Origin of the sequence: Rhodonellum sp. (assembly GCF_030656585.1) — a bacterium.
Classification (GTDB): Bacteria; Bacteroidota; Bacteroidia; order Cytophagales; family Cyclobacteriaceae; genus Rhodonellum; species Rhodonellum psychrophilum.
Genome location: NZ_JAUSPP010000024.1, coordinates 19587 through 38842 on the forward strand (window position 1 = coordinate 19587; position 19256 = coordinate 38842).

Below are 19256 nucleotides of genomic sequence, written 5' to 3' on the forward strand. Positions count from 1 at the left end.
AAAAAAAGCCCCTTCAGGGGTGATGATTAGTATGGCTTTGGGATAATTTATTTTCAGAAAAAATTCACTTCTCCAGTTTCGACATCGTAGACACCTCCCTCCAATGTGATTTTTCTGTTGGAAATCATCTCAGCGATAATGTCACTTCTTTCCAGAATTTCCTTCATCGCTACTCGGACATTTAGCTCCGCTACTTTGTTTACAAATTTCTCATTTTGACCGTTTCTGTCTTCCAGAATTGTTTTTTCCTTTTCTACGGCGGGTTTGATTTTATGCAGAAGGGTGGTGATGTTTCCATCCCTGACCTGATTGCATGCGCTGATGATGGCTCCGCATTTGGTGTGGCCCAAAACCAAAATAAGTTTGGAACCGGCGTATTTCACTGCGTATTCCATACTGCCCAAAATGTCTTCATTGACGATGTTACCAGCAACTCGAGCGCTGAATATATCTCCCAATCCCTGATCGAAAACCAACTCAGCCGATGTTCTGGAATCAATACAGCTCAGGATAATCGCAAATGGGAATTGCCCCTCTGCAGTTTCATTCACTTGTTGGAGCAGGTTCCTGTTTGCCCTTAAATTCCTGATGAATCGCTGGTTTCCCTCCTTCAAATATTGCAAAGCATCCTCTGGTGTAAGTTCTTCTTGGGATTTACGGGTATGGACTCTCATAGAAAATGATTTGATCGGTTAAATAAAAAACAAACAAATGGCGCAAGCGCCGGCTTTTATTATAATCGGGCTAGTGTTTCAAGACCAATTCGGAAAATCGATCTCGAAAATAGTGTTTTTGATTTGCGTTCATCCTTTGTTCAACATTTTTTCAGAAAGGAATTTTTCCTTTTCTTCAGGTGAAGGGAGTCTGCAGGTCTCTTTTTTACCAAACCATTTATAGCGGTTCACCGCAATCCAATCGTAAATAGGGTCCCGAATGAATTTTGGGATTACACTCAATCCATACAAGAAGGTCCAGAACCCGCCCAAATTCTTTGCTATCTGGAGCGCTGCGCTACTCTTGTAGTAAACTTGATCACCACTTATCAACACCAAAGAATCAAGGTATTCTGAATCAATCGAATAGTCTTTTAAAAGTGTTTTGGTCGCGACATCTTGCAATGCACCGAATTTGAATCGGTTTTTCTTGTCTCGTTGGATTACAAAATCCACCGAATTGTTACAAAGGTTGCAAACACCGTCAAACAAAATCACCTCATATTTATCTTGAATCCTCACCTGATAATCTGGACAGTGCCTTTAAATTTCTTTTCTTTTAAAGAGGGGGCAAATACATCGAATTTGACCGTTGCAGAATAGAAGTAAGTTCCGGCAGGAAGATCATTTCCGTTTTTGTCCCTTCCATCCCATCTGATGAAAATGTCATTTTCACTAGATTCCAAACTATTGAAGTTAAATACTTCGACTCCCCAACGGTTTGCGATAATGATTTCCACAGCCTCCACGAATCTTGGACACTTGGCGAATGGATTGTCATAGGCCATGAACAGTTCATTGATCCCGTCCCCATTTGGTGTAAAAGCATTTGGAAGCTCATAATTGGGGCAGTTATCGACACAAACCGTGTTGCTCGGTTCACTTTCGTTCCCGGACCTGTCCACCGCAGTGATGTAATAGCATCCTTTATAATCAGGAAGGTTCCTGATCGTGGTCACCAAGTCAAATGTCGTGAATGTTCCTGCCAAAGAAAAAACACCTTGTTCCCCATCAGGACTGAAATAAAGCCTAAATCCGCTGAGTTCATCATCACATTCCCCGGTAAAGTCGGGCTCCCAACTTAGGTCATGAACAAATGTGTTGAAGCCACATCCCTTGTCTGATAAATATGCGGAACACTCAGGTCCTTCAAAAGTCAATACCGGCGGACAAGGCAACCTGTTATCATCAGGTCTGGCGCAGATGACTTGTGATTTGTTTTCCAGTGGATATTCAATTTGGGAGATATTATATGCGCCTTTCGTAATGACATAATAGCAGTATTCGATGTCTTTTTGAAGAGAAACACCATTGTGGCTACCATCATCAAAATAAGTAAATCCATTGATTGTAGGATCTACTTCTGCTATCAAGGTGAAATTGTCCTCGTCAAGGGATCCCGGATCGGTTCTGTTCCTGTAGACTTCATGTTTAAATTGAGAAAGGGAATTGTTCCAAGAAACATTGAATGACCAATTCAACTCAATTGCCTCGTTGATGATCACCGGATCCAACCTTACTGTCGAGGCGGAACTTGAGCTGTCAATCGTAGTGGTATTTTCCTTCAGGATTACTTTATAATTGTAAACCAGGTTTTCAGTGTTCAAGCCTGTATCTGTGAATAAAGTGTCTGAGGTCGTGATGACGGAAACACGATTTTGATTGCCCGTAAATCCAGTGTTTCTCAACAACTCATAGGTAAATGGGCCGGGAAACTGCTCCCGATCGATATCGTATGGGGGGGTCCATTTGATGAAAACCTCTCCATTTTCCGTGTCTGTAACTTCAACACTCACATTGGTAATCAAAGGAACATCCACGTCTATGGTGATGCACAATTCCTCGGAAACAATGCTTTCACCCAATCTTGGCGAAGGGTAGGCCGCCACCAATCGATAGCAATAGGTATTGCCAGGTGCCAGTCCCTCACCAAAATTGTTGTCCAACAGATTAAAGGTTCCCATGTTGGTGGTTCCGATCAGTTCATAGCCTGGCCTGATTCCCGTTTCACAAGAGTCTGGTTCATACGGGTCGCTGTTCAATCTTCTCCAGACCTGCATGGTCTCCGCTGATGTGCCACAGGAATAGGGATTCCATTTGATATCCACAGACCTTCCCTGAAGTTGTTCTATTTCCTCCAGCACAGGAGGCGGTCCAATGACTGTGATGTTCCAGGTTTTGATGTCCACCAAGGCTGGGCCGGACCTTGGTTGATCGGTGATTCTTGCCCTTACTTGGTATTCTCTTGCCCTTACATGGCTGCAGACCGTTTGCCAATTGAAAGTGATGATTCCGGGACTTGGCTGAAAAACCGATAGGGGAGAATAACTTCCCGGAGAAGAGGTGATTTCTACAGGATCCCCGAATATCTCTATCTTGATTGGATCGCCGTCGGGATCTACGCCTTGAATAATTTCTTGAATTTTGGTTCCAGCGACCACACAGAGGTCTGGGGGTAATATCAATTCCGGTCTTTTATTGTTGGAGTTTTCGATGATGATCTGCATGTCCCTGACCACATAGCCAATCAATCGAAATACGCCGTTGATTTTACGGTATTCCAGGATCTTAAAGGCAACATTGAATTGGCCAGCCAATCCAGGAGCATCCCAGATCAGGTCTCCAGTAACATTGTCCAAAGTCAAAAATGCAGGTGTCCCTCCATCCTCTCTGTTGAAACTAAATTCAGGAGTTCCTGGATTCCTATAGTTGTTGACAGGTCTTTCAAATTCTTGCTTTGGAACATCCATGACATAGGCAAGACTGTCTCCATCAGGATCGTATGCGCCAGGATTATGGATATACCTTACATTCACGGCACCATTGTCCACGGGGGGAATGGTGAGGACCGGGGAATTGTTAATGCCAAAAAAAGGATCAATGATGATCATCGTTTCCACATAAAAAGGAGTGTCTACAGAATTGTCCATGTTCAGTGTTCGATCATTCCTGTTGAACTCCTTGAATCGAATGACATATTGTCCGGGGCCTTGGTAGGTATGGGTGATCACAAATGTGTTTTTTTCAATTTGGTTTCCCAATGGTTCCACCGACACAATATCACTCTTCGTATTCAGGACCTCGCTTCTCCCGTCCCCAAAATCAATGTCTCCCGGTCCAAAAACAACATTTGAGCGAAGATCGGTGTAACCCACTACAGTGATCCTGTAGGTGAGCGTTTGGACAGAAACTCTTTCCGCGGTGATTTCTCCCGCACGAATGTGCGTGGCAAATACATCGTTAAAAGCGAGTATTAGAAAAGAGAAGGCAAGTAAAAGTGTTAATCTGATTTTCATGAATGCTTGGCTTTACATTTCAATTTATACGAAAATAACTAAACTAGGTGGAATTTATTTCCAAATATCAAACAATAAAAACAAACAGATGGTTATAAGGTCACTAAAATGGGAATAATAACCCGGAAATTAAAGACTATTTAGAACGTTTTAAAATAAGTTCAATCGATTGTGCTTTGATTGTTTACTAAGCTTTCCAAATGTAAATTTGACCCTCATAAAAAACGGTCTTCAATCAAATCTTAATACAAATTATATGAGTTGGGTAACAAAAACCTTAAGCAGTTCCCTAGGTAAAAAACTAATAATGTCATTGACAGGTTTGTTCCTGATAATATTTCTTGTCGGGCACGTCACTGGAAATTTACAGTTGTTCATCAACGATGATGGCCAGGCATTTAATATCTATGCCAAGTTCATGACGACGAATCCGGCAGTGAAAATCCTTTCTTATGTGACTTACATTGCCATCATAGGGCATGTGGTCTACTCCATTATCACCACTTTGGCAAATAAGAAAGCCAGACCTATAGGTTATCAAACCAGTAGGGCAAGCACAAACAGCGCTTGGACATCCAGAAATATGGGTGTTTTGGGCACGATTGTCTTGATCTTCTTAGTTGTCCATTTGCAGGGGTTTTGGTACGAGATGCATTGGGGAAATTTACCAGTAGTACAATACGATGGGGAAGAGTACAAGGATCTTTACAGTATAGTGAAGTTTGCCTTTGCTGAGCCACTTTTGGTTTTGCTTTATGTAGTGGCGATGGTTTTCTTGGGTTTGCACCTTTCACATGGATTTGCAAGTGCCTTCCAAACTTTAGGGCTGAATCACAAAAAATACACCCCAGCAATCGTCTTTTTGGGGAGGGTTTTTAGTGTGGTGGTCCCTGCGCTTTTCGCAAGCATGCCTATTTATCTTTATATCTCATCATTGAATTAATAATTGAAAGATATGATACTTGATTCTAAAATACCGGAAGGTCCATTAGCAGAAAAATGGACCAAACATAAGTTTAACATGAAATTGGTCAATCCGGCCAACAAAAGAAAATATGAAGTGATCGTGGTGGGTACGGGCTTGGCCGGTGCCTCAGCAGCAGCTTCTTTGGCAGAGTTGGGATACAATGTGAAAGCTTTTTGCTTCCAAGACAGCCCACGAAGAGCGCATTCCATTGCTGCCCAAGGTGGTATTAATGCGGCAAAGAATTACCAAAACGACGGAGATTCAATCTACAGGTTATTTTATGACACCATCAAGGGTGGAGATTACAGGGCAAGAGAAGCCAATGTTTATAGATTGGCAGAAGTATCTGTAAGTATTATTGATCAATGTGTGGCACAGGGAGTTCCATTTGCAAGGGAATATGGAGGGCTATTGTCCAACCGTTCTTTTGGTGGCGCACAAGTTTCCAGGACATTTTATGCAAGGGGTCAAACCGGACAGCAATTGTTGTTGGGTGCTTATTCTGCTTTAAGTAGACAGGTAGCCAATGGAAAGGTTAAGCTCTATCCAAGAACCGAAATGATGGATGTTGTTTTGGTGGATGGCAAAGCAAGAGGAATCGTCACGAGAAATTTGATTACCGGAGCAGTTGAATCCCATAGTGCACATGCAGTTTTGCTTTGTACAGGTGGATACGGAAACGTATTTTTCCTTTCTACCAATGCAATGGGTTCCAATGTGACAGCTGCGTGGAGAGCACACAAAAAAGGCGCATTTTTCTCCAATCCTTCTTACACCCAAATTCACCCCACCTGTATTCCGGTCTCTGGAGATCATCAGTCAAAATTGACACTGATGTCAGAATCCTTGAGAAATGACGGAAGGGTTTGGGTTCCTAAAACTGTAGAAACAGCAGAAAAGCTTAGAAAAGGAACAATCACTGCCAATGACATCAAGGAAGAGGACAGGGATTATTTCTTGGAAAGAAAATATCCTTCATTCGGTAACCTTGTTCCAAGGGACGTGGCCTCCAGAAATGCCAAACTCATTTGTGATGAGGGAAAAGGAGTTAATGAAACCGGAGAGGCTGTTTTCTTGGATTTCAGGGATGCCATCAACAGAGATGGAGAGGCAGCCATTCGGGCGAAATATGGGAACCTTTTTGACATGTATCAGCAAATCACCGGCTACAATCCTTACAAATTCCCAATGATGATTTACCCTGCTGTCCATTATACAATGGGCGGGCTTTGGGTAGATTTCAATTTGATGACTTCTGTTCCTGGGTTGTATGCACTTGGTGAGGCCAATTTCTCAGACCATGGAGCGAACAGGCTTGGTGCATCTGCACTGATGCAAGGCTTGGCAGATGGGTATTTTGTTGTCCCTTACACTATAGGTGATTACTTGGCTCAAATCCCGCAGACCAAAATCCCAACCGACAGTGTCGAATTTCAAAAAGCAGAAAAAGACGTAAAGGATAGAATCCAGAAATTGATCAATATCAAAGGCGAAAAGACTGTAGATTTTTACCATAAGAAATTGGGTAAAATCATGTGGGATTATTGCGGAATGGCCAGAAACGAAGAAGGTTTAAGGAAAGCCAAAGCGATGATCAAAACGCTAAAATCAGAATTTTGGTCAAATGTCAAAGTTTTGGGTACAAATGAAGAGCTCAATCAATCCTTGGAAAAAGCCAATAGAGTTGCGGATTTCATAGAATTGGGAGAATTAATGGTCGATGATGCCCTACACAGAAATGAATCTTGTGGTGGACATTTCAGAGAAGAATACCAAACTCCAGAAGGAGAGGCGATGAGAGATGATGAAAACTTTGCTTACGTGGCAGCCTGGGAATTCTTGGGAGAAGGCCAGGAAGAAAAGTTGAACACGGAGCCATTGGTATTCGAAAACGTGAAATTGACCCAAAGAAGTTACAAGTAATCCGAAAAGCATTTAAAGCATTTGAGCTATGAATTTAACTTTGAAAATCTGGAGACAGAAAAACAATTCCGATAAAGGCGCATTTAAAGAATATAAAGTTGAGCATATTTCCAAAGACATGTCCTTCTTGGAAATGCTGGATGTGCTCAATGAACAGCTTGCCAATAAGGGTGAAGATCCAGTCCATTTTGACCATGACTGCCGTGAGGGTATTTGTGGAATGTGCTCATTGTACATCAATGGTAAGCCTCACGGTCCGGAGCAAACAACCACATGTCAGTTACACATGAGATCGTTCCAAGATGGAGAAGTGGTGACCATCGAGCCTTGGAGAGCGACCGCTTTCCCTGTTCTGAAGGATTTGGTCGTCAACCGTTCCGCATTTGATAGAATAATCCAAGCGGGAGGTTACGTTTCCGTGAATACCGGAGGTGTTCCGGATGCCAATGAAATCCCTATCCCTAAAAAGATTGCCGATGAAGCTTTTGACTCGGCGACCTGTATCGGATGTGGCGCTTGCGTAGCAGCATGTAAAAATGCATCCGCAATGCTTTTTGTCTCTGCAAAAGTTTCTCAGCTGGCTTTACTGCCTCAGGGACAAGTGGAGAGGAAAGAAAGAGTGGAGAGAATGGTTTCCCAAATGGATGCGGAAGGTTTTGGTGCTTGTAGCAATACCGGTGCCTGCGAAGCGGAATGTCCTAAAGGTATCAGCGTGACCAATATTGCCCGGATGAATAGGGAATATTTCAGCGCAGTGGTTACTAGTGATAATATTTAAGCAATAAATAGTCTTCTGTTTTTCAAAAAAGCCGAGTTTCTCGGCTTTTTTCATTTTGCGCTTTTATTAAACATTGTTTATAAAAAATAGTATTTTTTTGCTGAAAATCTAAATAAAACGCTTATTTTTTTCAAATCAGCTATAATTGCTTACCTTTGAAAAATTATATTTATTTAGATTTTATCATAAAAAGAAAGGGGAAACATGCATTACATAGACCTTGGCATTTTTGTCGGGTACATGTTGATAATGCTTGGAGTAGGATACTACTTCATGAAGAAGAATAAAACACAAGACGATTACTATGTTGGAGGGAGAGATATTGGAAGCTGGCACATAGGCCTGTCCGTTGTCGCTACGGATGTTGGTGGAGGTTTTTCTGTGGGACTGGGTGGATTGGGTTTCATCATGGGTCTTTCGGGAAGCTGGATGCTATTCACCGGATTGTTGGGTGCCTGGTTGGCGGCCGTTTTTTTGATTCCAAGGGTAAAAAGTGATCCCGCCTTTGCTAATTTTTATACTTTCCCTCAAATATTCCAACACCTTTACAGCAAGAAAGTTGGCATTGTTGCGGCCTGCATTTGTCTCATTGGCTATCTTGGATTCACATCTTCTCAGTTATTGGCAGGAGCCAAATTGGCCTCTGGCACATTCCCAGTGTTGGAGATGCATCAGGCATTGATGATTATGGGGGCCATTGCGGTCATCTATACAGTGATGGGAGGATTGAAAGCCGTAATCTATACAGACACCATCCAATGGATCATTTTGATGAGTGGGTTTATTTTCATTGGGCTTCCCGTCGCTTATTATTATGTGGGAGGATGGTCTGTAATTAGGACTACACTTCCGGATGAATTCTTCAGCCTCACGAATTTGAGTTGGCAGGATTTTGCAAATTGGGGAATCACGATTTTACCGATTTGGTTTATTGGGATGACGCTGTACCAAAGGATTTTTGCCAGCAGAGATCTCAAATCTGCCAAAAAAGCCTGGTTCATTGCAGGCTTGTTCGAGTGGCCGATCATGGCATTTATGGGCGTGTCTCTAGGTTTGTTGTCGAGGGTAGCTTTCGAACAAGGCATGCTTCTGGTCGATATCAATGCTTTTGACCCAGAAATGGGTTTACCGATCCTTTTGAGAACGATTCTTCCTCCGGGAATTTTGGGCTTGATGATGGCTGCATATTTCTCCGCGGTTTTGTCCACGGCGGATTCTTGCTTGATGGCTGCTTCTGGCAACCTTACCACTGATCTATTTGGCGGGTTTTTGAAAAATAAAAAAGAAAACGTACAAATGTTTATCAGTCAAGGCTTCACGCTTATTTTGGGCGTCTTGGCGTTGGTCATCGCCCTGCAAATGACGAATGTCCTTGAGCTGATGTTGTATTCATATGCCTTTATGGTGTCCGGATTGTTGGTTCCCGTGCTGTTTGGCCTATTTTCCAACATGAGGGATTCGCATGCTGCGATGGGGGCAATGATTGTAGGGGGAGGAGTTACTGCCGGACTTAGTTTTATGGGAATGGAGCTTCCATTTGGGCTGGACCCAAATTTTTTCGGGATATTTTCCTCTTTAGCAACATATTTGCTCGTTTATACGAGTAGAAAAAATAAAATTTCAAAATAAATTGATAATTATATGTTTAAAATAGAAACTCTTTCCGCTATTGATCAAGCGACTTTCCTCCAAAAAAAGGAAATCGCTGACTTTTTATTTGTTCATTTAGAACAATATGGCGACCCTCACGAGGATATCATGAAATGTCTGGATTATGCTCTGGATCAAGCAGTCGATAAAGGAGGATTTGTGGTGTTTGCTAGGGAGGAGGATCATGTTGTGGGGGCGGTTATCGTCAACAGGACTGGAATGTCAGGATATATTCCTGAAAATATATTGGTTTATATTGCCGTGGATGGCAGCCAACGCGGTAAAGGCGTCGGTAAAAAACTGATGCAAACGGCCATTGATTTGGCAAACGGAGACATCGCCTTGCATGTCGAGCCGGATAATCCTGCCAGGAAACTGTATGAAAATCTTGGTTTTACAAATAAATACCTTGAAATGAGGCTAAAGAAATAAACAACCATGGCTTTTCTAAATTTACATAGAACCAAATTAAGAGAGAATTACGAGTTTCTTAAAGCACGTTTTGAATCGCATAACGTGTCTTGGGGAGTGGTTTCAAAATTGCTTTGCGGAAATAGAACTTATCTTAAGGAGTTGATTGATTTGGGGGTGACCGAGATCCATGATTCCAGGATCAGTAACCTTGCAAAGGTCAAAGAAATTAGCAGGGAAATTCAGACTGTTTATGTGAAGCCTGTCTCCAAACGCAATGTGGCCAAAATGGTCAAGTACGCCGATGTAAGTCTTAACAGTGAGATAAACACCATCAGGTGGATAAGCGATGAGGCTGTGATTCAAAAAAAGAGGCATAAAATCATCATTATGGTTGAAACCGGTGATCTTAGAGAAGGAGTGATGGGTGATCATTTGGTAGATTTCTATGCTGAGATTTTTGAGCTTCCCAATATCGAAATCATAGGATTGGGCACGAATCTCAATTGTCTGAATGGGGTAATGCCCTCCACCGATAAGCTTATTCAGTTGTCTCTGTATAAGCAAATCATTGAATTGAAATTCAACATCAAGATTCGATGGGTGTCCGCCGGGACTTCCGTTACCATTCCTTTGATGCTTCATCAGCAACTCCCAAAGGGGATCAATCATTTTAGGGTGGGGGAAACCCTCTATTTTGGAGTGGACTTGGTCGAGGAAAAAGTGATTCAGGGAATGCATGGAGATGTCTTCGAGTTGTATGCAGAGATCATCGAAATGCAAGAAAAACCTTTACTTCCGTCTGGAACCTTGGCCGCCAATCCCCAAGGGGAAATAGCGGAAATAGATGACTCTCTTTATGGAATGTCCTCTTTCAGGGCAATACTTGACATCGGTTTGCTGGATGTAGATCCAAAGTACCTCATTCCTGAAGATGGAGAATTTGAAATATTGGGTGCTAGTTCTGATATGTTGATATTGAATTTGAAACTAAATCCTAAAAACTATAAGGTGGGGGATTTGATAAAATTTAACCTGAAATATATGGGTGCATTGGGAATAATGAATTCAAGTTATGTGGACAAAAAGATAAGCGACTGAATAACAGTTCCTAATTTTTATAATTGCCCGGATTTTCAATCCGGGCTTTTTTTTGGCATAATCTTGGACTATTCGTGTTTATAACCAAAATGATAAAAGGTAATGAAAAAATCGATTTTAGTATTCGCAGTATTGGCATTTTTCTCCTTAGAAATACAAGCTCAGAATGTGACAAGAAGTGATGCAGCTGGTGGGTTTGGAGTAAGGGGAGGAGCAAGCTTCTTCAACTTTGGTGGCTCGGATGCCTCTAACAATGATTATACAAACCGTACAGGATTTCATGCAGGTGTATATTCCAATTTATTTTTGGGAGAGAGAATCGCTTTGGAGCCAGGGGTATATTATGCTGTGAAAGGCACTCAAAATGATGATTTGACCAATTCAAGGGCCGTTTTGAATTATGTGGACGTGCCTCTTTTGCTTAGGTTCTACATCGCAAAAGGAATCAACGTTTTTGGAGGTCCTCAAGCATCATTCTTGACTTCTTCCAAATTTGAGGGAGATCTTTTCGGAACAACTTATTCTTACGATACCGAAAGCATTACCAAAACTGATTTGGGCTTTGTCGTTGGTTTGGGTTATAATTTGCCAAAGGGGATCAATCTCCAGGGAAGTTATGACTATGGAACCTCTCCAGTCTTTAAAAATAGTGATGCCGAAATATTCAACCGTGGATTTAAAGTTTCTCTAGGTTACTCCTTTTAATTGACCTTTCAAAAAGCCTACCCAATTGGGTAGGCTTTTTTTTTGAAAATGCCCGTCCTGAAATAGCGTTAATTTTTCAGATTCTTTTTGTTTATTTGCCCTTGATTCAAAAGTGAAGATTAAAAAAAAATGCCTGAAATGAAAAAATTAATATTTGTCTTGTTGTTTGGAATGGCCTTATTGTTTAACCAAGAGGCGAATGCCCAATTTGGAGCCAGGGTGGGGGCTAATTTCGCCAACTTCGATGGCTTTGATTTTGACTCGAGAACGGGCCTTCATGCAGGTATTTATTATGGTTTGCCATTGATGGACAAATTGGTCATCGAGCCGGCAATTTTTTATTCCCAAAAAGGGTATAAATCTGCCGATAATTCAGCAAGCGGACGAATCACCGAAAACCTGGATTATATCGATATTCCTGTTCTGGTGAGGTACCAGATATTAGAGGGTTTAAATCTCTTTGCCGGGCCACAAGGTTCCTTTCTGTTTTCCAGAAAATACGAACAGGGAGGAATGGTTTCCAAAACCAAAGAGGTTGTCAGAGGGTATGATATTGCGGGCGTGATCGGTGCCGGAGCCAATCTTCCTTTGGGACTCAATGTACAAGCCAGCTATGATTTTGGATTGGTAGACCTGAATTATTTTAATTTCAATGTCAAAAACAGGGTTTTCAAATTGGCTTTGGGAAAGAATTTTTAATGACTTGAAATTGGGCTTAAAACCTTAAAGTCCCTTTACCCGATCAGGATTTTCTTGTAAAAATGATTTCCATCCCGCGGATTTACCACTAGTTTGAATCCTTCCATCATGAAAATGATGACAGACAGCGACGGCCAATGCATCCGTTGCATCCAAAAGTTTTGGAATTTCCTTGATGTTTAGCAGTGTTTTAAGCATTTCGGCAACCTGCTCTTTTGATGCATTGCCATTCCCTGTAACAGACTGTTTGATTTTCTTGGGGGAATATTCGGTAATGGGGATATCTCTCGACAATGCTGCAGCCATGGCTACACCTTGAGCACGGCCCAGCTTCAACATGGATTGAATATTCTCTCCATAAAAAGGAGCTTCCAGGGCCACTGAATCAGGGTGGTATTCATCAATGATACCAATTATTCTTTCGAAAATCTTCTTGAGCTTAAGTTCATGGGTAGCGTATTTTTTGAGATGAATCACTCCGTATTGTATCAAGCTGTACTTTTTGCCTTCAATCAATATCAATCCATATCCCATCACGTTGGTGCCAGGGTCAATTCCCAGAATTATTTTTTCCTTTGACACTTTTTTCTCTTCTTTACTCATCACCGCAATTTAAGCCAAAACATGCTGATATTTTATGTTTTTATAGGGATACTTTATCTCGTTTTGATGTCGGTGCTATGGATGAATTGGCAAACACCTCAAAGAATTTCCCCCATTTCATCGACGCCAAAAGTCACAGTTTTGGTTCCCTTCAGAAATGAACAACAAAATATTTCCGCATCATTCCATAACCTCAAAGCTTTACAGTACCCGGATTTTGAAATCATCTGGATAGATGATTTCAGCGAGGACCGTTCTTTGTTTATGTTGGAGGAATTGATCGCTACGCAATCATCCCCTTTGCTTTCAATTCGAATCATCCAAAGTGAAGTAATCGGAAAAAAAGCAGCCTTAACGGGTGGCCTGGAATTGTCCAATGGAGAAATCATCATGACCACGGACGCAGATTGCCTTGTGCCTAAAGATTGGATTAGCCAAATGACAGCACCTTTCGCCAACCCAGAAATCAAATTGGTAGCTGGACCAGTGATGACAGACAGGGGATTGTCTTTTTTTCAGAAATTCCAACAAATAGAATGGGCGAGCATTTTGGCTGTCACCCAGATGACTTTTCATCTCAAAAAACCATTGATGTGCAGCGGTGCAAACCTTGCCTATCGCAAAAGTGCTTTCTTGGCGGTGCGTGGATATGAAGGAAATCTTGAGCATCTTTCCGGGGACGACGAGTTTTTGTTGAAAAAAATCATTTCAAATTTCGGGAAGAATGCCGCGGTCTATCTCCATAGTAAAGATAATTTGGTCTATACACAAGAAGCAAGAAGCTGGACTGAATTGTTCCAACAACGCATCCGATGGGCTTCCAAGTGGAATGTCAGTCCTTCGAAAGGGCATATTTTTGCGGCCATAGCCCCCTTTCTTTTCCAGTTGTTTTTTTTGGCAAGTGTCGGATTGCTGTTTATGGGGTTAAAGGGGTTGGCCGTTTTTCTTTTCCTTTGGCTTGTCAAGCTCGTTTCGGAGCGGGTTGTTCTAGGGCTTGTTTTAAGTTCGTATCAAATTCAACAGAAGGCGATTGATTCCATTCTTACAAGTTTGGTTCATCCTTTTTATGTTTTGACTACAGGATTGGGCGTTTTAAGAGGGAAATTTGTCTGGAAAGGCAGGGAAAGTTTACCAAAACATTAACTTAGTATTTTAATAGAGAAGAATGAGCGACGAGGAATTTGACTTATTGGATGAATTGTATTTTGTCCAGCACTATGCATATTTAAAAGGCGTTTTAGGTTGGGAGGATGATAAGCTTTTGGCTAACTTGCATGCACTTTATGCAAAAGATTTCATCAAATGTCTGAGACAACCCGATCAGGAAATCTTCGAAAAGGTTGACTTGAGACAAGAAGGGGCCCAATTATTTTATTTGGCCACAAAGAAAGGGCTCATGGAGCATAACGCACTTTAACGACAATCAATTGACCACCGAAATTGTAAAATACCAAAGGAAGGAATTAGAGCTCAAGGCATTGTTGGAGATTACTCAGGCAATCAACGAAAATAAGCCGGCTTCTATATTGCTCAATATATTCAAATTCACCTGTTTGGTGCATTTGAATATCCGCTCTTTGGTGCTTTATGTTGCCAATAATGATGTTTTTGATCAAAAGATCAGTCATGGCATCAAAGGCAAAACACCCAGCAGTATTCCTGAAAACCAAGTTAATGACAACAGGGACACGGATGAACTTCAGATACAAGTGGACGATGGGTTTTCCTTTGAAGAATTGGAGATTTACATCCCGGTATATCACAAGGATAAAATGCTTGCAATCCTATTTCTTCAGAAAAAGGAAGAACATAGCGAGCTTGACTTGAACTTTACGCAGGCTTTAACCAATATTTTGGTCGTGGCTTTGGAAAACAAGCGTTTCGCCAGCAGGCAATTGGAGCAAGAACGGCTCAAAAAAGAAATTGAGATTGCTTCAAATGTGCAAAGGATGCTTTTTCCATCTAATTTGCCACAAACCGAAAAATTAAAAGCGAAGGTAACTTACTACCCGCACAGTACTGTTGGAGGAGATTATTACGATCTTATCCAAAAGTCTGACGACGAGGTGTTTTTCTGTATTGCGGATGTATCAGGAAAGGGAATGCCGGCATCTTTGTTGATGTCAAATTTTCAAGCTGCCCTAAGAACCTTGCTCAGAAGTTCCTCCGATCTCAAAATGATCACGGAGCAATTGAATTACACCATTTTTGAGAATACAAATGGAGAGCGCTTTATTACTTTTTTCCTGGGTCATTACAATTTCAAAAAGAGGGAGTTGATATTTGTGAATGCGGGCCATAATCCACCAGTATTGTGTTGGGAAGGAGAAAGAAGAAGCGAATTGTTGGAAGCAGGCACCACCATTCTAGGCGCTTTCGAAGAACTGCCTTTCTTGGAAGTGGGAAAAAGATCCCACTTAAAGGGATTTAATCTTCATTTGTATACAGATGGTTTGACAGAGAGTTTTAACAGCAGTGAAGAGGAATATGGAGATGAAAGGTTTGTTAAATTTGTTCAGGCAAATCTTTGCACAGACCCAAATGTCTTTCACGAAACCTTTTTCAAGGAGTTGGATGGATTTGCCGAGGGTACCGTGCGGGGAGACGACATTACTTTGTTAAGCATGAGATTCAAATAAACAAATGCTCATCCATCATGTTCCCTCTATAATATCGAGTTTATTGCCACAGTTGATCTGGAACAAAGATAGGCAAGAGAGAAAAGTCTATTTGACTTTCGATGACGGGCCTGTGCCAGGCGTTACAGATTATGTGCTGGAAATGCTGGATAAAAGAAAGATGAAAGCGACCTTTTTTATGGTTGGTGATAACATTCGGAAAAACCCGATGCTTGCCAAGGAAGTGCTTACATGTGGACACAAAGTTGGAAACCATACTTATCATCACCTCAATGGTTTCCAAACAAAAGAAGCGGTCTATCTTCAAGACATAGAAAAATGTCAAGAGACAATAGGCGAACATTTGGGGATTTTTACTGATTTATTCCGCCCGCCCTATGGAAGAATGACCAGAAACCAACACAAAAAAGTGAATAGTACCCATCAGGTGATCATGTGGGATGTACTTTCCGGAGATTTTGATCTCAATCAACCAGCTGAAAAATGCCTTCAAAAGACCATAAAATATACCAAAAACGGTTCCATCGTAGTTTTTCATGATCAAGTGAAAACAAAAGGAATATTGAAAAGGGTTTTGAACCCTTACTTGGATTTCGTTTCGGATAATGGCTTTGAAACCGGACTTTTGTAATGGGGATCCTCTCACTATCTCTCGTGGTTTTATTGTTGTTCCAGGACTTCGTATTGATTTTATTATTAAAGGACAATTTTAAGCGGTATAAAACCGGAAATCTCCCTTCATACCCACGCGTCAGCATCTTGATTCCTTCTCGAAATGAAGCCAACAATCTCCCCGGATGTCTTTCCTCTTTGGAAAAACTGAGTTATCCTTCGGACAAAATTCAATTCATTTTGGGAGATGACCACAGTACCGATGCCACCAAATCCATCCTGGAAGCTTGGGTGAAAACCATGCCCAATGCAGCATTCATTTCCATTCAACCCAATCCGAAGCCTGAAAACCAGCTCAACGGCAAAGCAAATGCATTGGCACAAATGGGTGCAATGGCAAATGGAGAGGTATTGTTGTTTACGGACGCGGATTGTTTGGTCCCAGAAGGGTGGGTGGAAAAAATGATTGAAGGGTTGGGGCCAGAAGTGGGGATAGTGACCGGTATCACCACAATAAAAGGAAAATCCAATTTCGAAAAATTCCAGGCCTTTGATTGGTGGCTCAGTTTGGGGATGGTTAAGGTGCTGGATGACTTGGGTGTTTCCATTACGGCAATGGGCAACAATATGCTCATCACCCGGGAAGCATACGATAAGGTTGGTGGTTTCGCAGGGATCCCATTCTCCCTAACAGAGGATTTTGAGATGGCCAGGAGCCTGAAGAATATTGGTTATAAAGGAGTCCACCAGATAAGTCCAGAAAACCTCATCGAGACAAAAGCACAATTGGATTTTTCAAGCTTATTGGAACAGCGCAAAAGGTGGATGGCCGGTGCTTTTACTTTGCCTGTCTATTGGAAGGTTTTGCTGGCGATCCAGGTGCTGTTTTTTCCAGCGATACTCCTAGTCCTTTGGTTTTTCCCCGTCATTGGGCTAGTGGCTTGGAGTGTGAAGATTTTCTTACAGAGTCATTTCATCCACCGATTTGCAGTATATGCTGGGGAGAATTTAAATTATTTGGATCTCCTTCTTTTTGAAATTTATTATATGATTACCGCTTGGTCTACGATAGTTTATTATTTTTGGCCTTCCAAAACGGATTGGAAAGGAAGGCAGTACTTATGAATTTCACAGATACGCATGCGCATATTTATTCATCAAAATTTGACGGCGACAGGGCTGAGATTATAGGGCGCTCCGTTCAAAATGGGGTCCACAAGATCTACATGCCCAATATCAGTGTGGAATCCATCGATCCAATGCTGGATGCCGAATCAAAATACCCCGGAATATGCATTCCCATGATGGGGCTTCACCCCTGTGATGTAAAGAAAGATTTTGCCAAGGAATTGTATGTGATGGAAGAATGGCTTGAAAAGCGTCCTTTTTCAGCGATCGGAGAAACTGGATTGGATCTCTATTGGGACAAAACCTTCTTTGAGGAACAAAAAGAATCCCTAAAAATCCATATCAATTGGGCAAAGCAGAAAAATCTCCCCATTGTACTCCACTGTAGGGCATCGATGGATGAAACGATCAAGATCATCAGAGAAGAAAAAACAGCTGCCCTCAGGGGGATATTCCATTGCTTTTCAGGTTCGCTCGAACAAGCAAGGGAAATTATTGACTTGGGTTTCTTACTTGGGATTGGAGGAGTTTCCACATACAAGAATGGTGGTTTGGACAAAGTGTTTCCGGAAATTTCTCTGGAGCATGTCGTCTTGGAAACAGACAGCCCATATTTGGCCCCCGTTCCTTTTCGCGGGAAAAGAAATTCCCCGGAGTATGTTCCGGTCATTGCCGAAAGGTTGAGTTTCTTGACTGGAAAAACAATACAAGAGGTCTCCATCATTACAGAACAGAATTCCCAAAATATATTTCATAGGTTTTAGCGATGAACTACAAAATAGTAAGACTCAGTACTGCCGCAAAAGACGATATAACCTCATCGGTTTTGATCATATACACAGGTGGGACACTAGGTATGGCCTATGACGAATCCGGGGCGTTGGTACCTTTTAATTTTGGTCAAATTCTTGAGAAGATCCCCACACTCACGAGCATGAATATTGCGATCACGGTGATTTCTTTTCCGGAGCCTATTGATTCCTCGAATGTCAACATGCAGCATTGGGTGGATATGGCCTATATCATTTATGAGAATTACGACAGCTATGATGGGTATGTCGTGCTTCATGGAACAGATACGATGGCCTATTCCGCATCAATGATGAGCTTTATGTTAAGTGGTCTGAGCAAGCCTGTGATTTTCACTGGCGCACAATTGCCCATCTCCGCAATGAGATCAGATGCCAGGGAAAATCTGATGACCGCCTTGGAAATTGCCACCGCAAAAGCCAACGGTAAACCCATTGTTCCTGAAGTTTGTATATTTTTCAACCATAAATTATTAAGGGGAAACAGGTCCAAAAAAGTTCAAAGCATACATTTTGATGCGTTTGAATCGGAAAATTATCCACCACTGGCTGAAGCGGGCATCATCATAGATTACAATTATGCGGCCATCAGGCCCTACGAAGAAGGACGAGAATTGAAATATTTCAATGGTTTAGACAACCGCGTGATGGTCATCAAACTTTTTCCTGGGATTACCTCCAAGATTATAGATAGCTGTCTAAATATTGAAGGGATTCGTGGAGTGGTGTTGGAAACCTATGGTTCAGGCAATAGCCCAAGCGAACCTTGGTTTATTCAATGTATGGAAAGGGCTGTCAAAAAGGGGATCATTATATTGAATGTGTCCCAATGCAACGGAGGCAGGGTCATCCAGGGAAGATACGAGACGAGCAAGGATCTTAAGAGGGTAGGGATTTTAAGTGGAGGAGACATCACCACAGAGGCAGCCATCACGAAGATGATGTTTCTTCTGGCCAATGAAACCGAGGAGCATATTATAAGAAGGAAGCTGATCACCTCTTTGGCGGGAGAAATGTCATTGCCCGGGTTTTGATTGGTTTGAACTGGGCTGATGTAAATTTTGTGCGTGGACCAAATTGATTTCATTGAAGTGGTATTGGTGTTTTGGGGAATTATTGTGGAAGGTTTGTATTGCAATAATGCTTCACCCTTCCCGCAATAGATGTTTTTTTGTAGATTGAGCACATTAAATGAGAAACAGAGCGAACTTTCTCGGCGGAA

At 41.8% G+C, this 19256-nt stretch carries 19 protein-coding genes; 15 read left to right on the forward strand and 4 right to left on the reverse strand.

Annotation, left to right across the window (positions count from 1 at the left end):
• Positions 1–53: 53 nt before the first annotated feature.
• The 3 genes from Q7J63_RS05195 to Q7J63_RS05205 form a co-directional block, all read right to left on the reverse strand.
• Positions 54–674, reverse strand: coding sequence for a carbonic anhydrase family protein (locus Q7J63_RS05195; protein WP_019600443.1), 621 nt, complete (start codon positions 672–674; stop codon positions 54–56).
• A gap of 129 nt (positions 675–803) precedes the next feature.
• Complete coding sequence (locus Q7J63_RS05200; RefSeq protein WP_019600444.1) at positions 804–1235, reverse strand: thiol-disulfide oxidoreductase DCC family protein; 432 nt, start codon at positions 1233–1235, stop codon at positions 804–806.
• Positions 1232–4009: a gliding motility-associated C-terminal domain-containing protein gene (locus tag Q7J63_RS05205; RefSeq protein WP_304884511.1), complete on the reverse strand. Its 2778-nt coding sequence runs from the start codon at positions 4007–4009 to the stop codon at positions 1232–1234. The genes Q7J63_RS05200 and Q7J63_RS05205 overlap by 4 nt, the downstream gene beginning before the upstream one ends.
• Before the next feature lie 256 nt (positions 4010–4265).
• Here Q7J63_RS05205 and Q7J63_RS05210 point away from each other — a divergent pair, with 256 nt between their 5' ends.
• The 8 genes from Q7J63_RS05210 (at position 4266) to Q7J63_RS05245 (ending at position 12243) form a co-directional block, all read left to right on the forward strand.
• Positions 4266–4952 (forward strand): succinate dehydrogenase cytochrome b subunit, encoded by a 687-nt coding sequence (locus tag Q7J63_RS05210; protein ID WP_026333895.1) that lies wholly within the window; start codon positions 4266–4268, stop codon positions 4950–4952.
• A 12-nt stretch (positions 4953–4964) separates the two neighbouring features.
• Positions 4965–6899 (forward strand): fumarate reductase/succinate dehydrogenase flavoprotein subunit, encoded by a 1935-nt coding sequence (locus tag Q7J63_RS05215; RefSeq protein ID WP_019600448.1) that lies wholly within the window; start codon positions 4965–4967, stop codon positions 6897–6899.
• Positions 6900–6927: 28 nt separating this feature from the next.
• Positions 6928–7677 carry a succinate dehydrogenase/fumarate reductase iron-sulfur subunit gene (locus Q7J63_RS05220; protein WP_019600449.1) on the forward strand — a complete coding sequence of 250 codons (750 nt, stop codon included), beginning with the start codon at positions 6928–6930 and terminating at the stop codon, positions 7675–7677.
• 204 nt (positions 7678–7881) lie between these two features.
• Complete coding sequence (locus Q7J63_RS05225) at positions 7882–9306, forward strand: sodium:solute symporter (protein WP_304884516.1); 1425 nt, start codon at positions 7882–7884, stop codon at positions 9304–9306.
• Between the two features lie 12 nt (positions 9307–9318).
• On the forward strand, positions 9319–9759 hold the full coding sequence (locus tag Q7J63_RS05230; protein WP_019600451.1) for a GNAT family N-acetyltransferase: 441 nt from the start codon (positions 9319–9321) through the stop codon (positions 9757–9759).
• Positions 9760–9765: 6 nt separating this feature from the next.
• On the forward strand, positions 9766–10839 hold the full coding sequence (locus Q7J63_RS05235; protein ID WP_304884518.1) for an alanine/ornithine racemase family PLP-dependent enzyme: 1074 nt from the start codon (positions 9766–9768) through the stop codon (positions 10837–10839).
• Positions 10840–10941: 102 nt separating this feature from the next.
• Complete coding sequence (locus Q7J63_RS05240; RefSeq protein WP_019600453.1) at positions 10942–11544, forward strand: porin family protein; 603 nt, start codon at positions 10942–10944, stop codon at positions 11542–11544.
• Between the two features lie 138 nt (positions 11545–11682).
• Positions 11683–12243, forward strand: coding sequence for a porin family protein (locus Q7J63_RS05245; RefSeq protein WP_304884520.1), 561 nt, complete (start codon positions 11683–11685; stop codon positions 12241–12243).
• Between the two features lie 24 nt (positions 12244–12267).
• On the opposite strand, the gene ruvC is transcribed toward Q7J63_RS05245, so the two are convergent.
• Positions 12268–12846 carry a crossover junction endodeoxyribonuclease RuvC gene (gene ruvC, locus Q7J63_RS05250; protein WP_019600455.1) on the reverse strand — a complete coding sequence of 193 codons (579 nt, stop codon included), beginning with the start codon at positions 12844–12846 and terminating at the stop codon, positions 12268–12270.
• A gap of 21 nt (positions 12847–12867) precedes the next feature.
• On the opposite strand from ruvC, the gene Q7J63_RS05255 reads away from it, so the two are divergent.
• The 7 genes from Q7J63_RS05255 to Q7J63_RS05285 are packed head-to-tail and all read left to right on the forward strand — an operon-like array spanning position 12868 to position 19068.
• Positions 12868–13989, forward strand: a complete 1122-nt coding sequence (locus Q7J63_RS05255) for a glycosyltransferase (protein ID WP_304884523.1) — start codon at positions 12868–12870, stop codon at positions 13987–13989.
• Positions 13990–14011: 22 nt separating this feature from the next.
• The gene (locus Q7J63_RS05260; RefSeq protein ID WP_019600457.1) at positions 14012–14263 is read left to right on the forward strand and encodes a hypothetical protein; all 252 of its coding nucleotides are present in this window, start codon (positions 14012–14014) and stop codon (positions 14261–14263) included.
• A gap of 10 nt (positions 14264–14273) precedes the next feature.
• A complete protein-coding gene (locus tag Q7J63_RS05265; protein WP_304884526.1) occupies positions 14274–15485 on the forward strand; it encodes a PP2C family protein-serine/threonine phosphatase in 1212 nt (403 codons plus the stop codon).
• Between the two features lie 4 nt (positions 15486–15489).
• Positions 15490–16116, forward strand: a complete 627-nt coding sequence (locus Q7J63_RS05270; RefSeq protein WP_304884528.1) for a polysaccharide deacetylase family protein — start codon at positions 15490–15492, stop codon at positions 16114–16116.
• The gene (locus tag Q7J63_RS05275; RefSeq protein WP_304884530.1) at positions 16116–17222 is read left to right on the forward strand and encodes a glycosyltransferase; all 1107 of its coding nucleotides are present in this window, start codon (positions 16116–16118) and stop codon (positions 17220–17222) included. The genes Q7J63_RS05270 and Q7J63_RS05275 overlap by 1 nt, the downstream gene beginning before the upstream one ends.
• Entirely contained in the window at positions 17219–17989 is a 771-nt protein-coding gene (locus tag Q7J63_RS05280) for a TatD family hydrolase (RefSeq protein ID WP_304884532.1), read from the forward strand. The genes Q7J63_RS05275 and Q7J63_RS05280 overlap by 4 nt, the downstream gene beginning before the upstream one ends.
• Positions 17990–17991: 2 nt before the next feature.
• Positions 17992–19068, forward strand: coding sequence for an asparaginase (locus tag Q7J63_RS05285; protein ID WP_026333898.1), 1077 nt, complete (start codon positions 17992–17994; stop codon positions 19066–19068).
• Positions 19069–19256 lie beyond the last annotated feature (188 nt).